Source organism: Streptomyces sp. NPDC046759 (assembly GCF_040645475.1).
GTDB lineage: Bacteria > Actinomycetota > Actinomycetes > Streptomycetales > Streptomycetaceae > Streptomyces.
Window position 1 is genome coordinate 249,388 of the sequence record NZ_JBEYYJ010000007.1, and the last position, 19,995, is coordinate 269,382.

Here is a 19,995-nt window from a genome sequence, read left to right on the forward strand (position 1 = left end):
GGACCGCCACAGGGACCGCCGCAGGGCCGCCGCAGGGACCGCGGGAGGCGGCCCGGAGGCGCGCCCTGACCGCCGTACCGCACTGGTACGTCTCACCGGCCACGCGTCCGTCTGGCGCGCGCCCGCCGGAAGGCACGGCGTCCGGGCCGACCGTCCGGGCCGGCCGTTCGGCAGGGCCGAGAGCGGACTATCGGCCGTATGGACGCGCGAGGGGTGGTGAGGTCGGCCCGTTTCGGGTACCAACGATCCAGTAGCACTGGTCGGTAACGAACGGTCCGAATCATCCCTCTTTGCGGCGAGGTGAGCCTCCATGTCCGCCCCCACCACTTCACGTACCAACGTCACCGAGCGCGAGGCCCGTCAGGTGGCGGAGGCCGCCCGGCAGCAGGACTGGCACAAGCCCAGCTTCGCCAAGGAGCTGTTCCTCGGGCGCTTCCGGCTCGACCTCATCCATCCCCATCCGCTCCCGGACCAGGAGAGCGTCCGCCACGGCGAGGAGTTCCTCGCCAAGCTGCGGGCGTTCTGCGAGTCCACGATCGACTCCGCCCGCATCGAGCGCGAGGCCCGCATCCCCGACGAGGTCATCACCGGTCTGAAGGAACTCGGCGCCCTCGGCATGAAGATCGACCCCAAGTACGGCGGTCTCGGCCTCACCCAGCTCTACTACAACAAGGCCCTCGCCCTCGTCGGCTCGGCGAGCCCCGCGGTCGGCGCGCTGCTCTCCGCCCATCAGTCGATCGGCGTACCGCAGCCGCTGAAGCTCTTCGGCACCCAGGAGCAGAAGGACGCCTTCCTGCCCCGCTGCGCCCGCACCGACATCTCCGCCTTCCTGCTCACCGAGCCCGACGTGGGCTCCGACCCGGCCCGCCTCGCCACCACGGCCGTACCCGACGGGGACGACTACGTCCTGGACGGGGTGAAGCTGTGGACCACCAACGGCGTGGTCGCCGACCTGCTCGTGGTCATGGCGAGGGTGCCGAAGTCCGAGGGGCACAAGGGCGGCATCACCGCGTTCGTGGTGGAGGCGACCTCGGAGGGCATCACCGTCGAGAACCGCAACGCCTTCATGGGCCTGCGCGGCATCGAGAACGGCGTCACCCGCTTCCACCAGGTGCGCGTCCCGGCCGCCAACCGGATCGGCCCCGAGGGCGCGGGCCTGAAGATCGCGCTGACCACCCTCAACACCGGCCGGCTCTCGCTGCCGGCGATGTGCGCGGGCGCCGGCAAGTGGTGCCTGAAGATCGCCCGCGAATGGTCGGCGGAACGCGAGCAGTGGGGCAAGCCGGTCGCGCTGCACGAGGCCGTCGGCTCCAAGATCAGCTTCATCGCGGCCACCACCTTCGCCCTGGAGGCCGTCCTCGACCTGTCCTCCCAGATGGCCGACGAGGACCGCAACGACATCCGCATCGAGGCCGCCCTCGCCAAGCTCTACGGCTCCGAGATGGCCTGGAGGATGGCCGACGAACTGGTCCAGATCCGCGGCGGACGCGGCTACGAGACGGCCGAGTCCCTCAAGGCGCGCGGCGAACGGGCGGTACCGGCCGAGCAGATGCTGCGCGACCTGCGCATCAACCGCATCTTCGAGGGCTCGACGGAGATCATGCACCTGCTGATCGCCCGCGAGGCCGTCGACGCCCACCTCTCGGTCGCCGGTGACCTCATCGACCCCGACAAGTCTCTGTCGGACAAGGCGAAGGCGGGCGCGAACGCGGGTGTCTTCTACGCCAAGTGGCTGCCCAAGCTCGTCGCCGGCCCCGGGCAACTCCCCCTGTCGTACGGCGAGTTCAAGAACGACGTCGATCTGTCCGGGCACCTGCGCTACGTCGAGCGCACCGCCCGCAAACTGGCCCGCTCCACCTTCTACGCCATGTCCCGCTGGCAGGGGCGGATGGAGACCAAGCAGGGCTTCCTCGGGCGGATCGTGGACATCGGCGCCGAGCTGTTCGCGATGAGCGCGGTCTGTGTCCGGGCCGAACTGCTGCGCCGGCGGGACGAACACGGCCGGGAGGCCTACCAGCTGGCCGACGCCTTCTGCCGGCAGGCCCGCATCCGGGTCGAGGAACTCTTCGACCGGCTGTGGACCAACACCGACGCCCTCGACCGCAAGGTGGTCAAGGGCGTACTCGGCGGGGCCTACACCTGGCTGGAGGAAGGCGTCATCGACCCGTCCGGGGACGGCCCGTGGATCGCGGATGCGACCCCCGGACCGGCCACGGGGCAGAACGAGCGCCGCCCCTTCGGCGACTGAGCCGCGCCCTCGTGGGCCGGGCGCCCGGGGTCAGGAACCCCAGGTGCCCTGGTCCACGGCGCAGTTCCAGCCCGAACCGTGCAGGGTGAACTTCACCTTGTAGGTGTGGGTGTTGAGCAGGTGCGTCTGCACCTTGACCCCGAGGCTCGCCTTCTTGTTGAGCGTGCCCGTGTACACCGACACGGTCTTCGACGTCTTGCTGGTGACCTTGCCGCCGGTGGCCTTGGCCGAGCCGAAGCGGATGTTCTTGACGTCCGTGACGGTGAACGTGACCTTCTTGAAGGTCTGGGTGGTGCTCTTGTTCCTGATGCCGAAGTACAGACCCCCGTTGGTCACCCAGCCGTGCGAGTCGATGTAGAAGCGGCTCGGGTAGACCAGGTTGAGCGGGCAGCCGGCGCGCTCAGGCGTCTGGGTGGCGGCGAACGCCCCGCCCGCCAGCCCGAGCTGAGCAGTGGTCAGGACGCCGGCCGTGGCCAGGACGGCCGCGGTCGTGCGGATGCGGTTCATGGTGGTGACTCCTCCCCCTTGTGGCCCTTCTTGATCGGGCGCCAACGGAAGGATGCCATCACGGGCGGCGGGAAGCCCGCGATTTCGTCGACCTCGGCCCCCGGAGGTGACGCACCCCGTCCAGATGATGTGATCTTTATGGTGTCTTCACCTCGGTAAAACCACCCCATCCGGCGACGAAACACTTGAACGCACCCGCCCGGGGGACCGGCCTTTCCGCACCGTCGCCGCTTGCGGCCACAATGGGGGGATGACCGACAGCCCCGCCCATCCGGCACCTCTCGCCGACCCGCACCTCGTCTACGACCCCCTCAGGGGCGACGGCCCCAAGGACGTGGTGATCCTCGGCTCCACCGGATCCATCGGCACCCAGGCCATCGACCTCGTCCTGCGCCACCCCGGCCGCTTCCGGGTCACCGCCCTGTCCGCGAACGGCGGGCGGGTCGCCCTCCTCGCCGAGCAGGCGCGCAGGCTGAGGGTGCGGACCGTCGCGGTCGCCCGCGAGGACGCCGTGCCCGCCCTGCGGGAGGCGCTGGCCGCCGAGTACGGCACCGGCGAGCCGCTGCCCGAGATCCTCGCCGGACCGGAAGCGGCCACCCACCTCGCGGCCTTTGACTGCCACACCGTGCTGAACGGCATCACCGGCTCCATCGGACTCGCCCCCACCCTCGCCGCGCTGGAGGCGGGCCGCACCCTGGCGCTCGCCAACAAGGAGTCGCTGATCGTCGGCGGGCCGCTGGTCAAGGCGCTCGCCAAGCCGGGCCAGATCATCCCGGTGGACTCCGAGCACGCCGCCCTGTTCCAGGCCCTCGCCTCCGGCACCCGGGCCGACGTCCGCAAACTGGTCGTCACCGCCTCCGGCGGCCCCTTCCGCGGCCGCACCAGGGCCGACCTGGCGAACGTCACCGTCCAGGACGCCCTCGCCCACCCCACCTGGGCGATGGGCCCGGTGATCACGATCAACTCCGCGACCCTCGTCAACAAGGGCCTGGAGGTCATCGAGGCGCACCTGCTCTACGACATTCCCTTCGACCGCATTGAGGTGGTCGTGCATCCCCAGTCGTATGTCCACTCGATGGTCGAGTTCACCGACGGATCCACGATCGCCCAGGCGACGCCGCCCGACATGCGCGGGCCCATCGCCATCGGTCTGGGCTGGCCCGAACGCGTCCCGGACGCGGCGCCCGCTTTCGACTGGAGCAAGGCCTCCACCTGGGAGTTCTTCCCGCTGGACAACGAGGCCTTCCCTTCGGTGGACCTCGCCCGGCACGTGGGGCGGCTCGCGGGCACGGCCCCGGCGGTGTTCAATGCGGCCAACGAGGAGTGCGTCGAGGCCTTCCTGGGCGGCGCACTGCCCTTCAACGGCATCATGGAGACCGTGACGCGGGTGGTCGAGGAACACGGCACCCCGGCACAGGGAACTTCACTCACCGTGTCGGACGTCCTCGAAGCGGAGACCTGGGCCCGTGCCCGGGCCCGCGAACTGACAGCCACGACGGCGACCGCGGAGGCGCGTGCATGACGACGTTGATGTTCATCCTCGGCATAGGGGTCTTCTTCGTCGGCCTGCTCGTCTCGATCGCGTGGCACGAGCTGGGGCACCTGTCCACGGCCAAGCTCTTCGGCATCCGCGTCCCCCAGTACATGGTCGGCTTCGGCCCGACCGTCTGGTCGCGGAAGAAGGGCGAGACGGAGTACGGCGTCAAGGCGATCCCGCTCGGCGGCTACATCCGCATGATCGGCATGTTCCCGCCCGACGAGGAGGGCCGGGTCTCCGCCCGCTCCACCTCCCCGTGGCGCGGCATGATCGAGGACGCCCGCTCGGCGGCCTTCGAGGAACTGCAGCCCGGCGACGAGACGCGCATGTTCTACACGCGCAAGCCGTGGAAGCGGGTCATCGTCATGTTCGCGGGCCCCTTCATGAACCTGATCCTCGCGATCGCCCTGTTCTTCACCGTGCTCATGGGCTTCGGCATCCAGCAGCAGACCACCACGGTCGCCACGGTCTCGCCGTGCTCCATCGCCCAGAGCGAGCACCGCGACACCTGCAAGAAGTCCGATCCCGTCTCCCCGGCGGAGAAGGCCGGACTGAAGGCGGGCGACAAGATCCTCTCCTTCGGCGGCGTGCGGACCAAGGACTGGAACACCCTCTCGGACCTCATCCGGGACAGCGCCGGCAAGAACGTGGCGATCGTGGTCGACCGCAAGGGCCAGGACGTGACCCTGCACGCGACGATCACCACGAACATGGTCGCCAAGAAGGACGCCGGCGGACAGTACGTCCAGGGTTACGTCCCGGCGGGCTTCCTCGGCTTCAGCGCCGCCACCGGCGTCGTCCACCAGAACTTCGGCCAGTCCGTGACCTGGATGAGCGACCGGGTCGGCGACGCCGTCGACTCCCTCGCCGCCCTGCCCGCCAAGATCCCGGCCCTGTGGGACGCGGCCTTCGGCAACGCCCCGCGCCAGCCGGACTCCCCGATCGGCATCGTCGGCGCCGCCCGCATCACCGGCGACATCGCCACCCTCCACATCCCCGCCTCCCAGCAGGTGGCGATGTTCGTGATGCTCCTCGCCGGCTTCAACCTCTCCCTGTTCCTGTTCAACATGCTCCCGCTGCTCCCGCTCGACGGCGGGCACATCGCGGGCGCGCTGTGGGAGGCACTGCGGCGGAACGTGGCGCGGGTGCTGCGGCGCCCCGACCCGGGCCCGTTCGACGTGGCGAAGCTGATGCCGGTGGCGTACGTCGTGGCGGGGATCTTCGTCTGCTTCACCCTCCTGGTGCTGATCGCGGACGTGGTTAACCCGGTGAAAATCTCCTAGCCATCCGGCGTTCGAGGCGGCCCGGGACCCTGTGCAGCGGGCCGCCTTCCATCGAGTGGGTTTACCGGGGTGGGATGTGCTCAGGCCAAGGGCCGTACCGTAATCTCGAAGCCTGGAGCCCGCCCGTAGACGGGACCGGACCTTGATCCACGACTTGGGGTTGCACAGCAGATGACTGCGATTTCTCTCGGCATGCCGTCCGTTCCGACCAAGCTCGCCGAGCGCCGGAAGAGCCGGCAGATCCAGGTCGGAAGCGTGGCGGTCGGCGGAGACGCGCCCGTCTCGGTCCAGTCGATGACCACGACCCGTACGTCCGACGTCGGCGCCACCCTCCAGCAGATCGCCGAGCTGACCGCGTCCGGCTGCCAGATCGTCCGCGTCGCCTGTCCCACCCAGGACGACGCCGACGCCCTCGCGACCATCGCCAAGAAGTCCCAGATCCCGGTCATCGCCGACATCCACTTCCAGCCCAAGTACGTCTTCGCCGCGATCGAGGCCGGCTGCGCCGCGGTCCGCGTCAACCCCGGCAACATCAAGCAGTTCGACGACAAGGTCAAGGAGATCGCGCGCGCCGCGAAGGACCACGGCACCCCGATCCGCATCGGCGTGAACGCCGGCTCCCTCGACAGGCGTCTCCTGGAGAAGTACGGCAAGGCCACGCCGGAGGCCCTCGTCGAATCGGCCCTGTGGGAGGCGTCCCTCTTCGAGGAGCACGACTTCCGGGACATCAAGATCTCCGTCAAGCACAACGACCCGGTCGTCATGATCGAGGCCTACCGCCAGCTCGCCGAGAGCTGCGACTACCCGCTCCACCTCGGCGTGACCGAGGCCGGCCCGGCGTTCCAGGGCACGATCAAGTCGGCGGTGGCCTTCGGCGCCCTGCTCTCCCAGGGCATCGGCGACACGATCCGCGTCTCCCTGTCGGCCCCGCCCGTCGAGGAGGTCAAGGTCGGCCTGCAGATCCTGCAGTCGCTCGGCCTGCGCCAGCGCGGCCTGGAGATCGTCTCCTGCCCGTCCTGCGGCCGCGCCCAGGTCGACGTCTACAAGCTCGCCGAAGAGGTCACCGCGGGCCTGACCGGCATGGAGGTCCCGCTGCGCGTGGCCGTCATGGGCTGCGTGGTGAACGGCCCGGGCGAGGCCCGCGAGGCCGACCTCGGCGTCGCCTCCGGCAACGGCAAGGGCCAGATCTTCGTCAAGGGCGAGGTCATCAAGACCGTCCCCGAGTCCAAGATCGTGGAGACCCTCATCGAGGAGGCCATGAAGCTGGCCGAGAAGATGCAGGACGAGGGCGTGGAGTCGGGCGAGCCGTCGGTGTCGGTGGCCGGCTGACACCCGTACCCACCACCCCGCGGGTCCCGTCACCACTCGGTGGCGGGACCCGGCCGTGTGGGCGGCAGGAGAAGCGGAAATCCGCCCCCACCGTCCGCACCGGGGCCCCGGGAGCCCCGGACCGCGGGGGCGGAGCGAGGCCGCCTTCGCCGTCCTCCTGATGGGCCGTCCGCACCCGCAAGCGCCGCACAACCGCTCGGGGTAAAGTTCCGGGACCAGCAGAACCCCAGGGTGAGGCCCCGAACGTGTTGACCCAGACCACCTCACGGGTGCTCGAACCGAGCGACCTCGACGCCGCGCTCGCCGTACTCGACCGCGAGCCGGTCGCGAACGCCTTCGTGACCTCACGGGTGCAGGTCGCGGGCCTCGACCCGTGGCGCCTCGGCGGCGAGATGTGGGGCTGGTACGAGGACGGCATGCTCACGTCCCTGTGCTACGCGGGTGCCAACCTGGTCCCGGTCTGCGCCACTCCGCGTGCCGTCCGCGCCTTCGCCGACCGCGCCCGCCGGGCCGGCCGCCGCTGTTCCTCCATCGTCGGCCCCGCCGAATCCACCGCCGCGCTGTGGCGCCTGCTGGAGCCCCACTGGGGTCCCGCCCGTGAGGTACGCCGCCACCAGCCCCTGATGGTCACCGACCGCATGCCCGCGGACATCGCCCCGGACCCCTACGTCCGCCGCGTCCGCAAGGACGAGTTGGAGACGATCATGCCGGCGTGCGTGGCGATGTTCACCGAGGAGGTCGGCGTATCGCCGATGGCCGGCGACGGCGGCCTGCTGTACCAGGCCCGCGTCGCCGAACTCGTCGGCTCCGGCCGCTCCTTCGCGCGCGTCGACGACCACGGCAAGGTCGTCTTCAAGGCGGAGATCGGCGCGGCGACCAGCCAGGCCTGCCAGATCCAGGGCGTCTGGGTCGCCCCCGAGTACCGGGGCAGGGGCCTGGCTGTCCCCGGCATGGCGGCCGTCCTGGGCTACGCGCTCGCCGACGTGGCCCCGGTCGTCAGCCTGTACGTCAACGACTTCAACACGGCGGCGAGGAGGACGTACCTCAGGGTGGGCTTCCGAGAGGTGGGCGCCTTCATGAGTGTGCTGTTCTGAACCCCCTGTACGCTCCCGGCATGGACCTCGTGATCGGTTCCCTGGACCTCGCAGCCCGCGTCGACGAGGCCCTCGCTGTCCAAGCCGTCGCATTCGGCCTCGGCCCGGACGAGGTCGCCGTACGCCGCCAGATCGTCCAGCGCCACATGCAGTTCCCGGGCGCCAGGGCCCTCGGCGCCACGGTGGGCGGTCACCTCGTCGGGTTCGTCTACGGCATGCCGAACTCCCGCACGCACTGGTGGTCCACCGTCGTGGAGCCCTACCTCCGCGCGGCCGGCAACGACCACTGGCTGGACGACTCCTTCGTGATCACGGAGCTGCACGTCCACCCGGACCACCAGAACCGCGGCATCGGCCGGCGCCTGATCACCACCATCACGGACTCCGCCCCCGAACCCCGCTCGATCCTCTCCGCGATCGACACCGACAGCCCCGCCCGCGGCCTCTACCACTCCCTCGGCTACGTCGACCTCGCCCGCCAGGTGCACTTCCCGAGCGCGCCGAGGCCGTACGCGGTGATGGGCGCGCCTCTGCCCCTCCGCAGGCGTTAACCGATTTCCACCGGCCCAGTCGGCCCGGCTAACCTCCTTGCCATCAACGTTTTCCCGGCAGGAGTACGAGAACCATGGCCAACGCACCGGTCCAGCGCATGTCCCAGTTGATGGCGAAGACGCTGCGCGACGACCCGGCGGACGCCGAGGTCCTCAGCCACAAGCTCCTCGTCCGCGCCGGCTACGTCCGCCGGACCGCCGCCGGAATCTGGAGCTGGCTGCCCCTCGGCAAGAAGGTCCTGTCCAACGTCGAGCGGATCGTCCGCGAGGAGATGGACGGCATCGGCGCCCAGGAGGTCACCCTTCCCGCCCTGCTGCCCCGCGAACCCTACGAGGCCACCGGCCGCTGGGACGAGTACGGCCAGGAGCTGTTCCGCCTCAAGGACCGCAAGGGCGGCGACTACCTCCTCGGCCCCACCCACGAGGAGATCTTCACCCTCCTGGTCAAGGACCAGTGCACGTCCTACAAGGACCTGCCGGTGATCCTCTACCAGATCCAGACCAAGTTCCGGGACGAGGCCCGCCCCCGCGCCGGCATCCTGCGCGGCCGCGAGTTCCTGATGAAGGACTCGTACTCCTTCGACCTGGCCGACGAGGGCCTCGCCCAGTCGTACGCCCTGCACCGCCAGGCCTACCAGCGCATCTTCGAGCGCCTCGGCCTGGACTACCGCATCTGCGCGGCCACCGCCGGCGCCATGGGCGGCTCGAAGTCGGAGGAGTTCCTGGCCCCGGCCGAGGCCGGCGAGGACACCTTCGCCGACTGCCCGAACTGCGACTTCGCCGCCAACACGGAGGCGATCACCTACGAGCTCAAGCCGGTCGACGGCTCGGCCGTGCCCGCGCTGGAGGAGATCCCCACCCCGGACACCCCGACCATCGAGACCCTGGCCGCCTCCCTCGGTGTCCCGGCCTCCGCCACGCTGAAGAACCTGCTGGTGAAGGTGGACGGCGAGATCGTCGCCGTCGGCGTGCCCGGTGACCGCGAGGTGGACCTGGACAAGGTCGAGGCGCACTTCGCCCCGGCCGTCGTCGAGATGGTCACGGAGGCCGACTTCGCCGGCCGCCCCGACCTGGTCCGCGGCTACGTCGGCCCGCAGGGCCTGGGCGAGAAGGTGAAGTACATCGCCGACCCGCGCGTGGCCCCCGGCACCGGCTGGATCACCGGCGCCAACAAGGAGCACACGCACGCCAGGAACGTCGTCGCCGGCCGTGACTTCGAGGTCGACGCGTACGTGGACGTCGTGGTGGTCCAGGAGGGTGACCCCTGCCCGAAGTGCGGCACCGGCCTGAAGCTGGACCGCGCCATCGAGATCGGCCACATCTTCCAGCTGGGCCGCAAGTACACCGACGCCCTCAAGCTCGACGTCCTCGGCCAGAACGGCAAGCCGGTCCGCGTCACCATGGGCTCCTACGGCATCGGCGTCTCCCGCGCGGTCGCGGCCATCGCCGAGCAGAGCGCCGACGACAAGGGTCTGGTGTGGCCCAAGGAGGTCGCCCCGGCCGACGTGCACGTGGTCGCCGCCGGCAAGGCCCTGCAGACCGAGCTGGCCCTCGACGTCGCCGAGAAGCTGGCCGCCGCGGGCGTCCGGGTCCTGGTCGACGACCGGGCCGGTGTCTCCCCGGGCGTGAAGTTCACCGACTCCGAGCTCATCGGCGTCCCGCAGATCCTGGTCGCCGGCCGCCGCTCCGGCGAGGGCGTCCTGGAACTGAAGGACCGCAGGACCGGTGAGCGCGAGGAACTGACGGTGGAGGACGCGATCGCCCGTCTCACGGCGTAGCGGGGAAGCCCTCGGCATTGGGACGCCCCCTGAGACCTCCGGAGGTCTCAGGGGGCGTTCCCCGTGGCTCTCACAGCCACCCGGCGAACTCCAGCAGCAGCTCCCCGTCCTTCGGCCGCCCCACCCGCAGGGCCCGCACACCGGACTCGACCGCCCGGAACAGCGTCCACCCGCGCAACCGCTCCTGATCCACCTCCAGCGACTCCGCGAGCCGCTTGACCCGCCGCCGTACGATGGCCGCCCCGGACGGCGCCGCGATCAGGTCCTCCACCCGGTCCCGCACCAGCCGTGCCAGATCGAAGGCGTTCTCGCCGACCACCGGATCCGGCCCCACCGCGAGCCACGGCATCCGCTCCCCGGCGAGCACCTTGCTCTGCCGGAACGTGCCGTGCAGCAACCGGTGCTCGGGCGGTTCCGCCACCAGCTCCTCTCGGGCCGCGAGCGCCGCGTCGACCAACGGCGCCACATCCGGCTCGGCCTCCGCACCCGCCCGCATCGCCGCCGCCTGCCGCCCCGTGCGCTCGGCGACGGTCTCGAAGACGTGGCCGGCGGGCGGCTCGACCCACAGCCGCCGCAGCGTGCCCGCGGCCTCCAGCAGCGCCTTCGCCTCCGGCAGCGACCGCACCGACACATCCGGGTGCAGCCGCTCCAGCAGCAGCACACCCTCCTCCGCGTCGGCCTCGAGGAGCTGTACGGCGCCCCGTCCGCCCCAGTGCGCCAGCGCCGCCCGCTCGCTCTGCGGGCGGGCCCTGGGCGGGGCCAGCTTCAGCACGGCCGGGGTGCCGTCCGGCCGCCGGACCAGAACCACCAGGCTGCTGCGGCCGCCCGGCACCTGGACCCGCTCCACGGTCAACTCGCGCCTGGTCACAGCCTGTTCGGCGATGGCGGGCAGCCGTGCCAGCCAGTCGTCCCCGGCCGGTGCCGTCTCACCGAGCGCGCGAACCAGGCGCGGCGGCGGTTCGAAAGCCATGCGCGAGTCGTTCCCTTCCAGTCCGGGTCCTGTCCTGCGGCCGCCTGCCGGGTCACCGGGTCACGGTGACACCGGGGCGGAGGCCGACGGCGCGGCACCGGCCGCGCCGGCACCCTCGTCGGCCCGCTCGGCGAGCCCAGGGAAGGCTACGCTCTCCCCGCTCCAGCGCACCGCGCGCACCGCGGCCTCCCGCAGGGCCGCGGCGGCAGCGCCGCGCCGGGCGCCCGTCACCGCCCGCACCACGTCCGCGTACACGCCGGCCAGCCGCTCCTCGAGCCGGGCGGCGAGCCGCACGGCCGCGGGCGAGTCCGGCACCGGGAACGGCAGCGCGTACGCGGCGTTCGCGGCGACCGGCTGCCCGCCCAGATCGCGGACCTCACGGCTCAGCGTGTCCCGGCGCGCCCGGTGGGCGTCGTACGCCGCCCGCGCCTCGGCGCGGCGCGCCGAGCTGATCTTGCCGCCGACGATGCCGTAGCCGTACACCGCGGCGTGCTCCGCCGCCAGCGCCGCCTGCAGAGCGGTCAGCTCGGCCGTCTTCACTCCGTCGCTCACTTGGCTCCTTCCGTCAGCAGGTACGCGTGCGTGGCGCCGGCCGCCGCCACCGACGCCAGCAGCCGTGCCGGCTCGCCCGGCACGTCGAGCAGCGCCTGGGCGCGCCGGCCGGCGAGGATGCGTTCGGCAGCGGCGAGGTCGGCCAGCGCGTCCTTCTCGGTGGCCGGCACGGGAGCCGGCGACGAGGACGCGGACGGCGACCTCGCCGGTGTCGCGGCGCTCCCGAAGGCCGCGGCGTGGGCGGCGACCTGGTCGCGCAACGGGCGCAGCCGCTGTTCGAGCCCGGGATGCGCGGCGAGCACCGCGTCGTAGCGCTCCAGCAGCCCCCGGCTGTCCCGCGCCGCACGCGCGCGTGCCTTCTCCGTCGCCGACGCGCCCGCGCCGCCGCCGGAGTCCGGGCCGGCGGCGGCGCAGCCCACCAGCAGGGCGGCACCCGCGGCCGAGGCGAGCAGGGATCTTCTGCGCGGCCCCGAGGGGGTGCGCGGCGGCAGGGGGTACGGCACTGCAGACGTCCTCGGGGAACTCGTACGGAGGGAAATGGAGGGCAGAAACGCAGGGAAACGGAGGGAAGGCCGCGAGGTGGGCGGCACGCCCGTGATCACCGTACCCGCGCGCCCGTCCTACGCCACTCACCGGCACCGATCGTCCCCGCTCGGCCTCAACGCTCCCCCGAGGGATCGTCCCGGCTTGTCCACAGGTGGACGGCAACACTCCCTGCGACCGGATACCCTTTGACCAGACACGCGACCCATCCCACAACAGCACACGCGGCCGAGGAGTCACCCGGATGAGCACGACCCAGAGCGAAAGGCTGCGAGAGCTGCTGGAACCGCTCGTCACGTCCCAGGGACTGGATCTCGAGGAGATCGCCGTCGACTCCGTCGGACGCAAGCGGGTGCTGCGCGTGGTCGTCGACTCCGACACCGGAGCCGATCTGGACGCCATCGCCGATGTGAGCCGTGCGCTCTCGGCGAAGCTCGACGAGACCGACGCGATGGGTGACACCGCGTACGACCTCGAGGTGGGAACCCCTGGCGCGGAGCGCTCCCTCACCGAGCACCGCCACTTCGTGCGTGCCACCGACCGGCTCGTGAAGTTCCAGCTGACCGAGGGCGACGAGCTGACCGCCCGGATCCTGAAGGTCGACGAGGACGGTCTCGACGTCGAGGTCCCCGGGGTCAAGGGCCGCAAGGCGACCAGCCGCAGGCTCGGTTTCCCGGAGATCGCCAAGGCGCGCGTGCAGGTCGAGTTCAACCGCAAGGACAAGAAGGACATGACGGAAGAGGAGGAGGCGTAGCCGTGGACATCGACATGAGCGCCCTGCGGGGCTTGGTTCGGGAGAAGGAGATCTCCTTCGACCTGCTGGTCGAGGCGATCGAGTCGGCCCTCCTCATCGCCTACCACCGCACCGAGGGAAGCCGCCGACACGCGCGCGTGGAGCTCAACCGGGAGACCGGGCATGTGACCGTGTGGGCGAAGGAGGACCCCGACGACCTCGAGGAGGGCCAGGAGCCCCGCGAGTTCGACGACACCCCCAGCGGCTTCGGCCGGATCGCCGCCACCACCGCCAAGCAGGTGATCCTGCAGCGGCTGCGCGACGCCGAGGACGACGCGACGCTCGGCGAGTACGCGGGGCGCGAGGGCGACATCGTCACCGGCGTGGTCCAGCAGGGCCGCGACCCGAAGAACGTGCTGGTCGACATCGGCAAGCTGGAGGCCATCCTGCCGGTGCAGGAGCAGGTGCCGGGCGAGACCTACCCGCACGGCATGCGGCTGCGCAGCTACGTCGTCCGGGTGGCCAAGGGCGTCCGCGGACCGTCGGTCACCCTCTCGCGCACGCACCCCAACCTGGTGAAGAAGCTCTTCGCCCTGGAGGTGCCGGAGATCGCCGACGGCTCCGTGGAGATCGCCGCGATCGCGCGTGAGGCCGGTCACCGCACCAAGATCGCCGTCCGCTCCACCCGTTCGGGCCTGAACGCCAAGGGCGCCTGCATCGGCCCGATGGGCGGCCGGGTGCGCAATGTGATGGGCGAGCTGAACGGCGAGAAGATCGACATCGTCGACTGGTCGGACGATCCGGCGGAGATGGTGGCGAACGCGCTGTCACCCGCTCGGGTGAGCAAGGTGGAGGTCGTCGACATGGCCTCCCGCTCCGCCCGGGTGACCGTGCCGGACTACCAGCTGTCGCTGGCGATCGGCAAGGAGGGCCAGAACGCCCGCCTGGCCGCCCGGCTCACCGGCTGGCGGATCGACATCCGCCCCGACACCGAGCAGATCGGGGAATAAATCCAAGCCGCACACCGCTTGGATCACGACAACAGCCGTTCGATCTTTGCCCCGAAGGGGTGAGGTCGGTACGGGGAGGTAGACTTAACTGTGTCTGGCCGGACGCACGCCGGAGCATGCCCTGAACGCACCTGTGTGGGGTGCCGGGAGCGGGCGGCCAAGAACGATCTCCTGCGGATCGTGAGGATCGAGGACGCATGCGCCCCCGATCCTCGCGGTACGCTGCCCGGCCGGGGTGCCTATGTGCACCCCGCCCTGGTCTGTCTCGACCAGGCGGTACGCCGCCGGGCGTTCCCGCGGGCACTGCGCGCCCCGGGGCCGCTCGACACAAAGGCGTTGCGCCAATACGTCGAGCAGACAAGAGTTGCCGAGCAGGCAACACCGTAAGACGTGCCGTACGGAACCCCGTGCGGCCTGGTACCTCGCGAGTCGAAAGCAGGTCGAGATTGCGATGAGCACTCGATGAGTACGCGATGAGTACGCCCATGAACTAGCGACGGTCCGGCTTCACCCGGACCTCAAAGGAGCGAAGTGGCTAAGGTCCGGGTCTACGAACTCGCCAAGGAGTTCGGCGTTGAGAGCAAGGTCGTCATGGCCAAGCTCCAGGAGCTCGGTGAATTCGTCCGTTCGGCGTCTTCGACCATCGAAGCGCCCGTAGTACGCAAGCTGACCGACGCCTTCCAGGGCGGTGGCAACGGCAAGTCCGCCGGGAAGCCCGCCCCGCGCAAGGCCGCCCCCAGGCCCGCCGCGCCCTCCCCGGCGCAGGCGGCTCGTCCTGCTGCCCCGAAGCCGGTGGCCCCCAAGCCTGCGACGGCGCCCGCTGCCGAGCAGCCGGCCGCCCCGTCGGTGCCCTCGGCGCCCGCTCCGGGTCCGCGTCCGGTCCCGGGTCCCAAGCCCGCGCCGCGTCCGGCTCCGGCCGCCCCGGAGTTCACCGCTCCGGCCGCGCAGACCCCGCAGGCCCCGGCCGCGCAGGGTCCGCGTCCCGGCGCCCGTCAGGGTGCCCCGAAGCCCGGTGGCCGTCCGGCTCCCGGTCAGGGGCAGGCCCGTCCGGGCCAGGGTGCCCCGCGTTCCGGTGGCCAGGCCCCGCGTCCGGGTGCCCGTCCGGCCGGCCCGCGTCCGGGCAACAACCCCTTCACCTCCGGTGGCTCCACCGGCATGGCCCGCCCGCAGGCCCCGCGCCCGCAGGGCGGCCCGCGTCCCGGCCCCGGCGGCCCCGGCGGCGCTCCCCGTCCGCAGGCGCCCGGCGCCCAGGGCGGCGGTCCGCGTCCGCAGGCTCCCGGCGGTTCCCGTCCGTCCCCGGCCGGCATGCCCCGGCCGCAGGGCGGTCCGCGTCCCGGCCCGGCCGGTCCGCGTCCGAACCCCGGCATGATGCCGCAGCGTCCCGCTGCCGGCCCGCGTCCGGGCGGCGGTGGCCCCGGCGGCCGTGGCCCCGGTGGCGGCGGTCGTCCCGGTGGCGGTGGCGGCGGTCGTCCCGGCGGCGGCTTCGCCGGTCGTCCCGGTGGTCCCGGTGGTGGCGGCGGCTTCGCCGGTCGTCCCGGTGGTCCCGGCGGTGGCGGTGGCGGCGGTTTCGCCGGTCGTCCCGGTGGTCCCGGCGGTGGCGGCGGTGGCCGTCCCGGCTTCGGTGGCCGTCCCGGCGGTCCCGGGGGCCGCGGTGGCACGCAGGGTGCCTTCGGCCGTCCCGGTGGTCCCGCGCGTCGTGGCCGCAAGTCGAAGCGGCAGAGGCGCCAGGAGTACGAGGCCATGCAGGCCCCGAGCGTCGGCGGCGTGATGCTGCCGCGCGGCAACGGCGAGACCATCCGTCTCTCCCGCGGCGCGTCGCTCACCGACTTCGCGGAGAAGATCAACGCCAACCCGGCGTCCCTCGTCGCGGTCATGATGAACCTCGGCGAGATGGTCACGGCCACGCAGTCCGTCTCCGACGAGACGCTGCAGCTCCTCGCGGGCGAGATGAACTACGAGGTTCAGATCGTCAGCCCCGAGGAGGAGGACCGCGAGCTGCTCGAGTCCTTCGACATCGAGTTCGGCGAGGACGAGGGCGACGAGGAGGACCTGGTGGTCCGTCCGCCGGTCGTCACCGTCATGGGTCACGTCGACCACGGCAAGACCCGACTGCTCGACGCGATCCGCAAGACGAACGTCATCGCGGGCGAGGCCGGCGGCATCACCCAGCACATCGGTGCCTACCAGGTCGCGACCGAGGTCAATGACGAAGAGCGCAAGATCACCTTCATCGACACCCCGGGTCACGAGGCGTTCACCGCCATGCGTGCCCGTGGTGCGAAGTCGACCGACATCGCGATCCTGGTCGTCGCGGCCAACGACGGCGTCATGCCGCAGACGGTCGAGGCGCTCAACCACGCAAAGGCGGCCGACGTGCCGATCGTGGTCGCGGTCAACAAGATCGACGTGGAGGGTGCCGACCCGACCAAGGTGCGCGGTCAGCTGACCGAGTACGGCCTGGTGGCCGAGGAGTACGGCGGCGACACCATGTTCGTCGACATCTCCGCCAAGCAGGGTCTGCACATCGACTCGCTGCTGGAGGCCGTGATCCTCACGGCCGACGCCTCGCTCGACCTGCGGGCCAACCCGGCCCAGGACGCGCAGGGCATCTCGATCGAGTCCCGCCTCGACCGCGGCCGTGGTGCCGTGGCGACGGTCCTCGTCCAGCGAGGCACGCTGCGGGTCGGCGACACGATGGTGGTGGGCGACGCCTACGGCCGTGTCCGCGCCATGCTCGACGACAACGGCAACAACGTCGCCGAGGCCGGCCCGTCGACGCCGGTCCAGGTCCTGGGCCTGACCAACGTCCCGGGTGCGGGTGACAACTTCCTGGTGGTCGACGAGGACCGTACGGCCCGTCAGATCGCCGAGAAGCGTGCCGCCCGTGAGCGCAACGCGGCCTTCGCGAAGCGCACGCGCCGCGTGTCCCTGGAGGACCTGGACAAGGTACTCAAGGCGGGCGAGGTCCAGCAGCTGAACCTGATCATCAAGGGTGACGCCTCTGGTTCGGTCGAGGCCCTCGAGTCCTCCCTGCTCCAGCTGGACGTCGGCGAAGAGGTCGACATCCGCGTCCTGCACCGCGGCGTCGGTGCGGTCACGGAGTCCGACATCGACCTGGCGATGGGCTCCGACGCCATCGTGATCGGCTTCAACGTCCGCGCGGCCGGCCGCGCGGCGCAGATGGCCGAGCGCGAGGGCGTGGACGTCCGGTACTACTCGGTCATCTACCAGGCGATCGAGGAGATCGAGGCGGCCCTCAAGGGCATGCTCAAGCCGGAGTTCGAAGAGGTCGAGCTGGGTACGGCGGAGATCCGCGAGGTCTTCAAGTCGTCCAAGCTGGGCAACATCGCCGGTGTCCTCATCCGCTCCGGCGAGGTCAAGCGCAACACCAAGGCGCGCCTCGTCCGCGACGGCAAGGTCATCGCCGAGAACCTCAACATCGAGGGTCTGCGTCGCTTCAAGGACGACGTCACCGAGATCCGCGAAGGCTACGAGGGTGGTATCAACCTCGGAAACTTCAACGACATCAAGGTCGACGACGTCATCGCGACGTACGAGATGCGGGAGAAGCCGCGGGCGTAACGCCGACGGTTCGCTGCTGGCCGGCGGGACTGCGGTCCTGTCGGCCAGCGCGCCGTTCCCGGGGGTTCCGCTCCCGGGCGGCGCCCCCCGGCACCGAAACCCTGTCGAGCCACCGGCGGGTACGCGGTACCGTTCTTGATGTCCCCGGCCACACCGACCCGGGGCCATCGATCCCGTACCGGCGGGTAACCCGGCACACAACATGTACGTGGGGACTCTGTCCTTCGACCTTCTCCTCGGCGACGTCCACTCGCTGAAGGAAAAGCGCTCCGTCGTCCGCCCGATCGTCGCCGAACTCCAGCGCAAGTACGCGGTGAGCGCGGCCGAGGTGGACCACATGGACCTCCACCGGCGAGCGGTCATCGGCCTCGCCATGGTCTCCGGCGACGCGGCGCACCTCACCGACGTACTGGACCGGTGCGAACGGCTGGTCGCCGCCCGCCCAGAGGTGGAGCTGCTGTCCGTACGACGGTGCTTCCACGGTGAAGACGACTGAGGACGACCGGCGACCAGACCACAGAACGCAAGAAGAAGAAAGAACGGGAGACGGACCAGTGGCCGACAACGCGCGGGCGAAAAGGCTGGCGGACCTCATCCGGGAGGTGGTGGCCCAGAAGCTGCAGCGCGGGATCAAGGACCCGCGGCTCGGCTCGCACGTCACCATCACGGACACCCGGGTCACGGGTGACCTGCGGGAGGCGACCGTCTTCTACACGGTCTACGGCGACGACGAGGAGCGGAAGGCCGCGGCTGCGGGCCTGGAGAGCGCCAAGGGCATCCTGCGCTCCGAGGTCGGCCGCGCGGCCGGTGTGAAGTTCACGCCGACCCTGACCTTCGTCGCGGACGCCCTGCCGGACACCGCCCGGACCATCGAGGACCTCCTCGACAAGGCCCGGCAGTCCGACGCCGCGGTCCGCGAGGCCTCCGCGGGCGCCAGCTACGCGGGCGGCGCGGACCCCTACCGCAAGCCGGCGGACGACGAGGCGATCGAGCCGGACGGCGACGCCGCGGAATGACCCAGAAGCACACCACGCCCGACGGCCTCGTCATCGTCGACAAGCCGTCGGGCTTCACTTCGCACGACGTGGTCGCCAAGATGCGCGGGATCGCCAGGACCCGCCGCGTCGGCCACGCGGGAACCCTCGACCCGATGGCGACCGGCGTCCTGGTCCTCGGCGTCGAGCGCGCCACCAAGCTCCTCGGGCACCTCGCCCTGACGGAGAAGGAGTACCTGGGCACCGTCCGCCTGGGCCAGGACAGCGTCACCGACGACGCCGAGGGCGAGATCACCTCGTCCACCGACGCGTCCGGAGTGACCCGGGACGCCGTCGACGCCGGCATCGCCAAGCTGACCGGCGACATCATGCAGGTGCCGTCCAAGGTCAGCGCCATCAAGATCAACGGCGTACGGTCGTACAAGCGGGCCCGCGAGGGCGAGGACTTCGACATCCCCGCCCGTCCGGTGACGGTCTCCTCCTTCACGGTGTACGACGTCCGGGCCGCCGTGGCCGACGACGGCACCCCGGTCCTCGACCTGGTCGTCTCCGTCGTCTGCTCCTCCGGCACCTACATCCGCGCCCTCGCCCGGGACCTGGGCGCCGACCTCGGCGTCGGCGGCCACCTCACCGCTCTGCGCCGGACGCGCGTCGGGCCGTACAAGATCGACACGGCGAAGACGCTGGACGAGCTCCAGAAGGAGCTGACCGTGATGCCGATCGCCGAGGCCGCCGGGGCCGCGTTCCCGCGCTGGCAGGTCGACGCCCGGCGCGCCCGGCTGCTGCTGAACGGCGTCCGGCTGGAGATGCCCGACGAGTACGCGGGCGCTGGTCCCGTCGCGGTCTTCGACCCCGAGGGCGGTTTCCTCGCACTGGTCGAGCAGCACAAGGGCAAGGCCAAGAGCCTGGCCGTCTTCGGCTGAGACACCTGCCGCGGGCGACGCCCGTGGAGCGGCGGCCGGCCACGGGGTGGGCCCCTGCCGCCGCTCCACGGTCCCCCCTCGGTTCCCCCCTCTCTAGGGTTGTCCAAGGTCTTCCGCCTATTCACCCGTCCGGGCAGGCGCTCGGAGTGAACCAGGGGAGCGGAAGGGGGCGCGTTCGCCACGCGATCTGTCCCGCCGATCATCACGCGCCTACCGTCGGGAGACAGGGCACGTGGTTCGGACGGGGAGGTACGGCATGGCGGGACGGGGCCCGCGCACCGGCGGCACCGACAGCATCACCAGCACCGGTTACACGACAGGCACCTCCGGTGTCGGCCGGCCCCGGAGCACGACGGACGC

General features: G+C 71.3%; 18 protein-coding genes. 14 read left to right on the forward strand and 4 right to left on the reverse strand.

The features are described 5' to 3' along the window. The first annotated feature begins 310 nt into the window (after positions 1-310). Complete coding sequence (locus ABZ919_RS12710; protein WP_361246304.1) at positions 311-2,248, forward strand: acyl-CoA dehydrogenase family protein; 1,938 nt, start codon at positions 311-313, stop codon at positions 2,246-2,248. A gap of 30 nt (positions 2,249-2,278) precedes the next feature. Here ABZ919_RS12710 and ABZ919_RS12715 read toward each other — a convergent pair whose 3' ends face one another. Further along, positions 2,279-2,755 (reverse strand): hypothetical protein, encoded by a 477-nt coding sequence (locus ABZ919_RS12715; RefSeq protein WP_361246307.1) that lies wholly within the window; start codon positions 2,753-2,755, stop codon positions 2,279-2,281. Between the two features lie 250 nt (positions 2,756-3,005). Between ABZ919_RS12715 and dxr the strand changes: the two genes are divergently transcribed. The 6 genes from dxr to ABZ919_RS12745 all read left to right on the forward strand — a co-directional run bounded on the left by dxr (position 3,006) and on the right by ABZ919_RS12745 (position 10,327). Then, entirely contained in the window at positions 3,006-4,277 is a 1,272-nt protein-coding gene (dxr, locus tag ABZ919_RS12720; protein WP_361246309.1) for a 1-deoxy-D-xylulose-5-phosphate reductoisomerase, read from the forward strand. Then, on the forward strand, positions 4,274-5,575 hold the full coding sequence (locus ABZ919_RS12725) for a site-2 protease family protein (RefSeq protein WP_361246312.1): 1,302 nt from the start codon (positions 4,274-4,276) through the stop codon (positions 5,573-5,575). The genes dxr and ABZ919_RS12725 overlap by 4 nt, the downstream gene beginning before the upstream one ends. A gap of 171 nt (positions 5,576-5,746) precedes the next feature. Then, positions 5,747-6,904, forward strand: a complete 1,158-nt coding sequence (gene ispG, locus ABZ919_RS12730; protein ID WP_361246315.1) for a flavodoxin-dependent (E)-4-hydroxy-3-methylbut-2-enyl-diphosphate synthase — start codon at positions 5,747-5,749, stop codon at positions 6,902-6,904. 245 nt (positions 6,905-7,149) lie between these two features. After that, on the forward strand, positions 7,150-7,998 hold the full coding sequence (locus ABZ919_RS12735; protein WP_361246318.1) for a GNAT family N-acetyltransferase: 849 nt from the start codon (positions 7,150-7,152) through the stop codon (positions 7,996-7,998). A gap of 20 nt (positions 7,999-8,018) precedes the next feature. Next, positions 8,019-8,549, forward strand: a complete 531-nt coding sequence (locus tag ABZ919_RS12740; RefSeq protein ID WP_361246321.1) for a GNAT family N-acetyltransferase — start codon at positions 8,019-8,021, stop codon at positions 8,547-8,549. Positions 8,550-8,623: 74 nt separating this feature from the next. Next, positions 8,624-10,327 carry a proline--tRNA ligase gene (locus ABZ919_RS12745; RefSeq protein WP_361246322.1) on the forward strand — a complete coding sequence of 568 codons (1,704 nt, stop codon included), beginning with the start codon at positions 8,624-8,626 and terminating at the stop codon, positions 10,325-10,327. A 70-nt stretch (positions 10,328-10,397) separates the two neighbouring features. Here ABZ919_RS12745 and ABZ919_RS12750 read toward each other — a convergent pair whose 3' ends face one another. From ABZ919_RS12750 to ABZ919_RS12760, 3 genes are read right to left on the reverse strand one after another with little or no spacing between them, the layout of a single operon-like run. Beyond that, the gene (locus ABZ919_RS12750) at positions 10,398-11,297 is read right to left on the reverse strand and encodes an aminoglycoside phosphotransferase family protein (RefSeq protein ID WP_361246325.1); all 900 of its coding nucleotides are present in this window, start codon (positions 11,295-11,297) and stop codon (positions 10,398-10,400) included. 60 nt (positions 11,298-11,357) lie between these two features. After that, complete coding sequence (locus ABZ919_RS12755; protein WP_361246328.1) at positions 11,358-11,849, reverse strand: ferritin-like domain-containing protein; 492 nt, start codon at positions 11,847-11,849, stop codon at positions 11,358-11,360. Continuing rightward, positions 11,846-12,352, reverse strand: coding sequence for a hypothetical protein (locus tag ABZ919_RS12760; protein WP_361246331.1), 507 nt, complete (start codon positions 12,350-12,352; stop codon positions 11,846-11,848). The genes ABZ919_RS12755 and ABZ919_RS12760 overlap by 4 nt, the downstream gene beginning before the upstream one ends. Positions 12,353-12,636: 284 nt before the next feature. Here ABZ919_RS12760 and rimP point away from each other — a divergent pair, with 284 nt between their 5' ends. From rimP to truB, 7 genes are all read left to right on the forward strand, one after another. Then, on the forward strand, positions 12,637-13,146 hold the full coding sequence (gene rimP, locus ABZ919_RS12765; protein WP_361246332.1) for a ribosome maturation factor RimP: 510 nt from the start codon (positions 12,637-12,639) through the stop codon (positions 13,144-13,146). 2 nt (positions 13,147-13,148) lie between these two features. Beyond that, positions 13,149-14,135 carry a transcription termination factor NusA gene (nusA, locus tag ABZ919_RS12770; protein ID WP_361246335.1) on the forward strand — a complete coding sequence of 329 codons (987 nt, stop codon included), beginning with the start codon at positions 13,149-13,151 and terminating at the stop codon, positions 14,133-14,135. Positions 14,136-14,225: 90 nt separating this feature from the next. Continuing rightward, the gene (locus ABZ919_RS12775) at positions 14,226-14,522 is read left to right on the forward strand and encodes a YlxR family protein (protein WP_361246338.1); all 297 of its coding nucleotides are present in this window, start codon (positions 14,226-14,228) and stop codon (positions 14,520-14,522) included. Between the two features lie 144 nt (positions 14,523-14,666). Beyond that, entirely contained in the window at positions 14,667-17,717 is a 3,051-nt protein-coding gene (gene infB, locus ABZ919_RS12780; RefSeq protein WP_361246341.1) for a translation initiation factor IF-2, read from the forward strand. A 202-nt stretch (positions 17,718-17,919) separates the two neighbouring features. Further along, positions 17,920-18,213 (forward strand): DUF503 domain-containing protein, encoded by a 294-nt coding sequence (locus tag ABZ919_RS12785; protein WP_361246343.1) that lies wholly within the window; start codon positions 17,920-17,922, stop codon positions 18,211-18,213. Positions 18,214-18,271: 58 nt separating this feature from the next. Then, positions 18,272-18,733 (forward strand): 30S ribosome-binding factor RbfA, encoded by a 462-nt coding sequence (gene rbfA / locus ABZ919_RS12790; protein WP_361246345.1) that lies wholly within the window; start codon positions 18,272-18,274, stop codon positions 18,731-18,733. Beyond that, complete coding sequence (gene truB, locus ABZ919_RS12795; RefSeq protein WP_361246348.1) at positions 18,730-19,635, forward strand: tRNA pseudouridine(55) synthase TruB; 906 nt, start codon at positions 18,730-18,732, stop codon at positions 19,633-19,635. Before rbfA ends, truB begins: the two co-directional genes overlap by 4 nt. The last annotated feature ends 360 nt before the right edge of the window (positions 19,636-19,995 follow it).

Bases quoted from the DNA above. Each gene is read 5' to 3' on its own strand.
- ABZ919_RS12710 (WP_361246304.1), top strand. From the start codon at position 311: ATGTCCGCCCCCACCACTTCACGTACCAACGTCACCGAGCGCGAGGCC.
- ABZ919_RS12715 (WP_361246307.1), bottom strand. From the start codon at position 2,755: ATGAACCGCATCCGCACGACCGCGGCCGTCCTGGCCACGGCCGGCGTC.
- dxr (WP_361246309.1), top strand. From the start codon at position 3,006: ATGACCGACAGCCCCGCCCATCCGGCACCTCTCGCCGACCCGCACCTC.
- ABZ919_RS12725 (WP_361246312.1), top strand. From the start codon at position 4,274: ATGACGACGTTGATGTTCATCCTCGGCATAGGGGTCTTCTTCGTCGGC.
- ispG (WP_361246315.1), top strand. From the start codon at position 5,747: ATGACTGCGATTTCTCTCGGCATGCCGTCCGTTCCGACCAAGCTCGCC.
- ABZ919_RS12740 (WP_361246321.1), top strand. From the start codon at position 8,019: ATGGACCTCGTGATCGGTTCCCTGGACCTCGCAGCCCGCGTCGACGAG.
- ABZ919_RS12745 (WP_361246322.1), top strand. From the start codon at position 8,624: ATGGCCAACGCACCGGTCCAGCGCATGTCCCAGTTGATGGCGAAGACG.
- ABZ919_RS12750 (WP_361246325.1), bottom strand. From the start codon at position 11,297: ATGGCTTTCGAACCGCCGCCGCGCCTGGTTCGCGCGCTCGGTGAGACG.
- rimP (WP_361246332.1), top strand. From the start codon at position 12,637: ATGAGCACGACCCAGAGCGAAAGGCTGCGAGAGCTGCTGGAACCGCTC.
- ABZ919_RS12785 (WP_361246343.1), top strand. From the start codon at position 17,920: ATGTACGTGGGGACTCTGTCCTTCGACCTTCTCCTCGGCGACGTCCAC.
- truB (WP_361246348.1), top strand. From the start codon at position 18,730: ATGACCCAGAAGCACACCACGCCCGACGGCCTCGTCATCGTCGACAAG.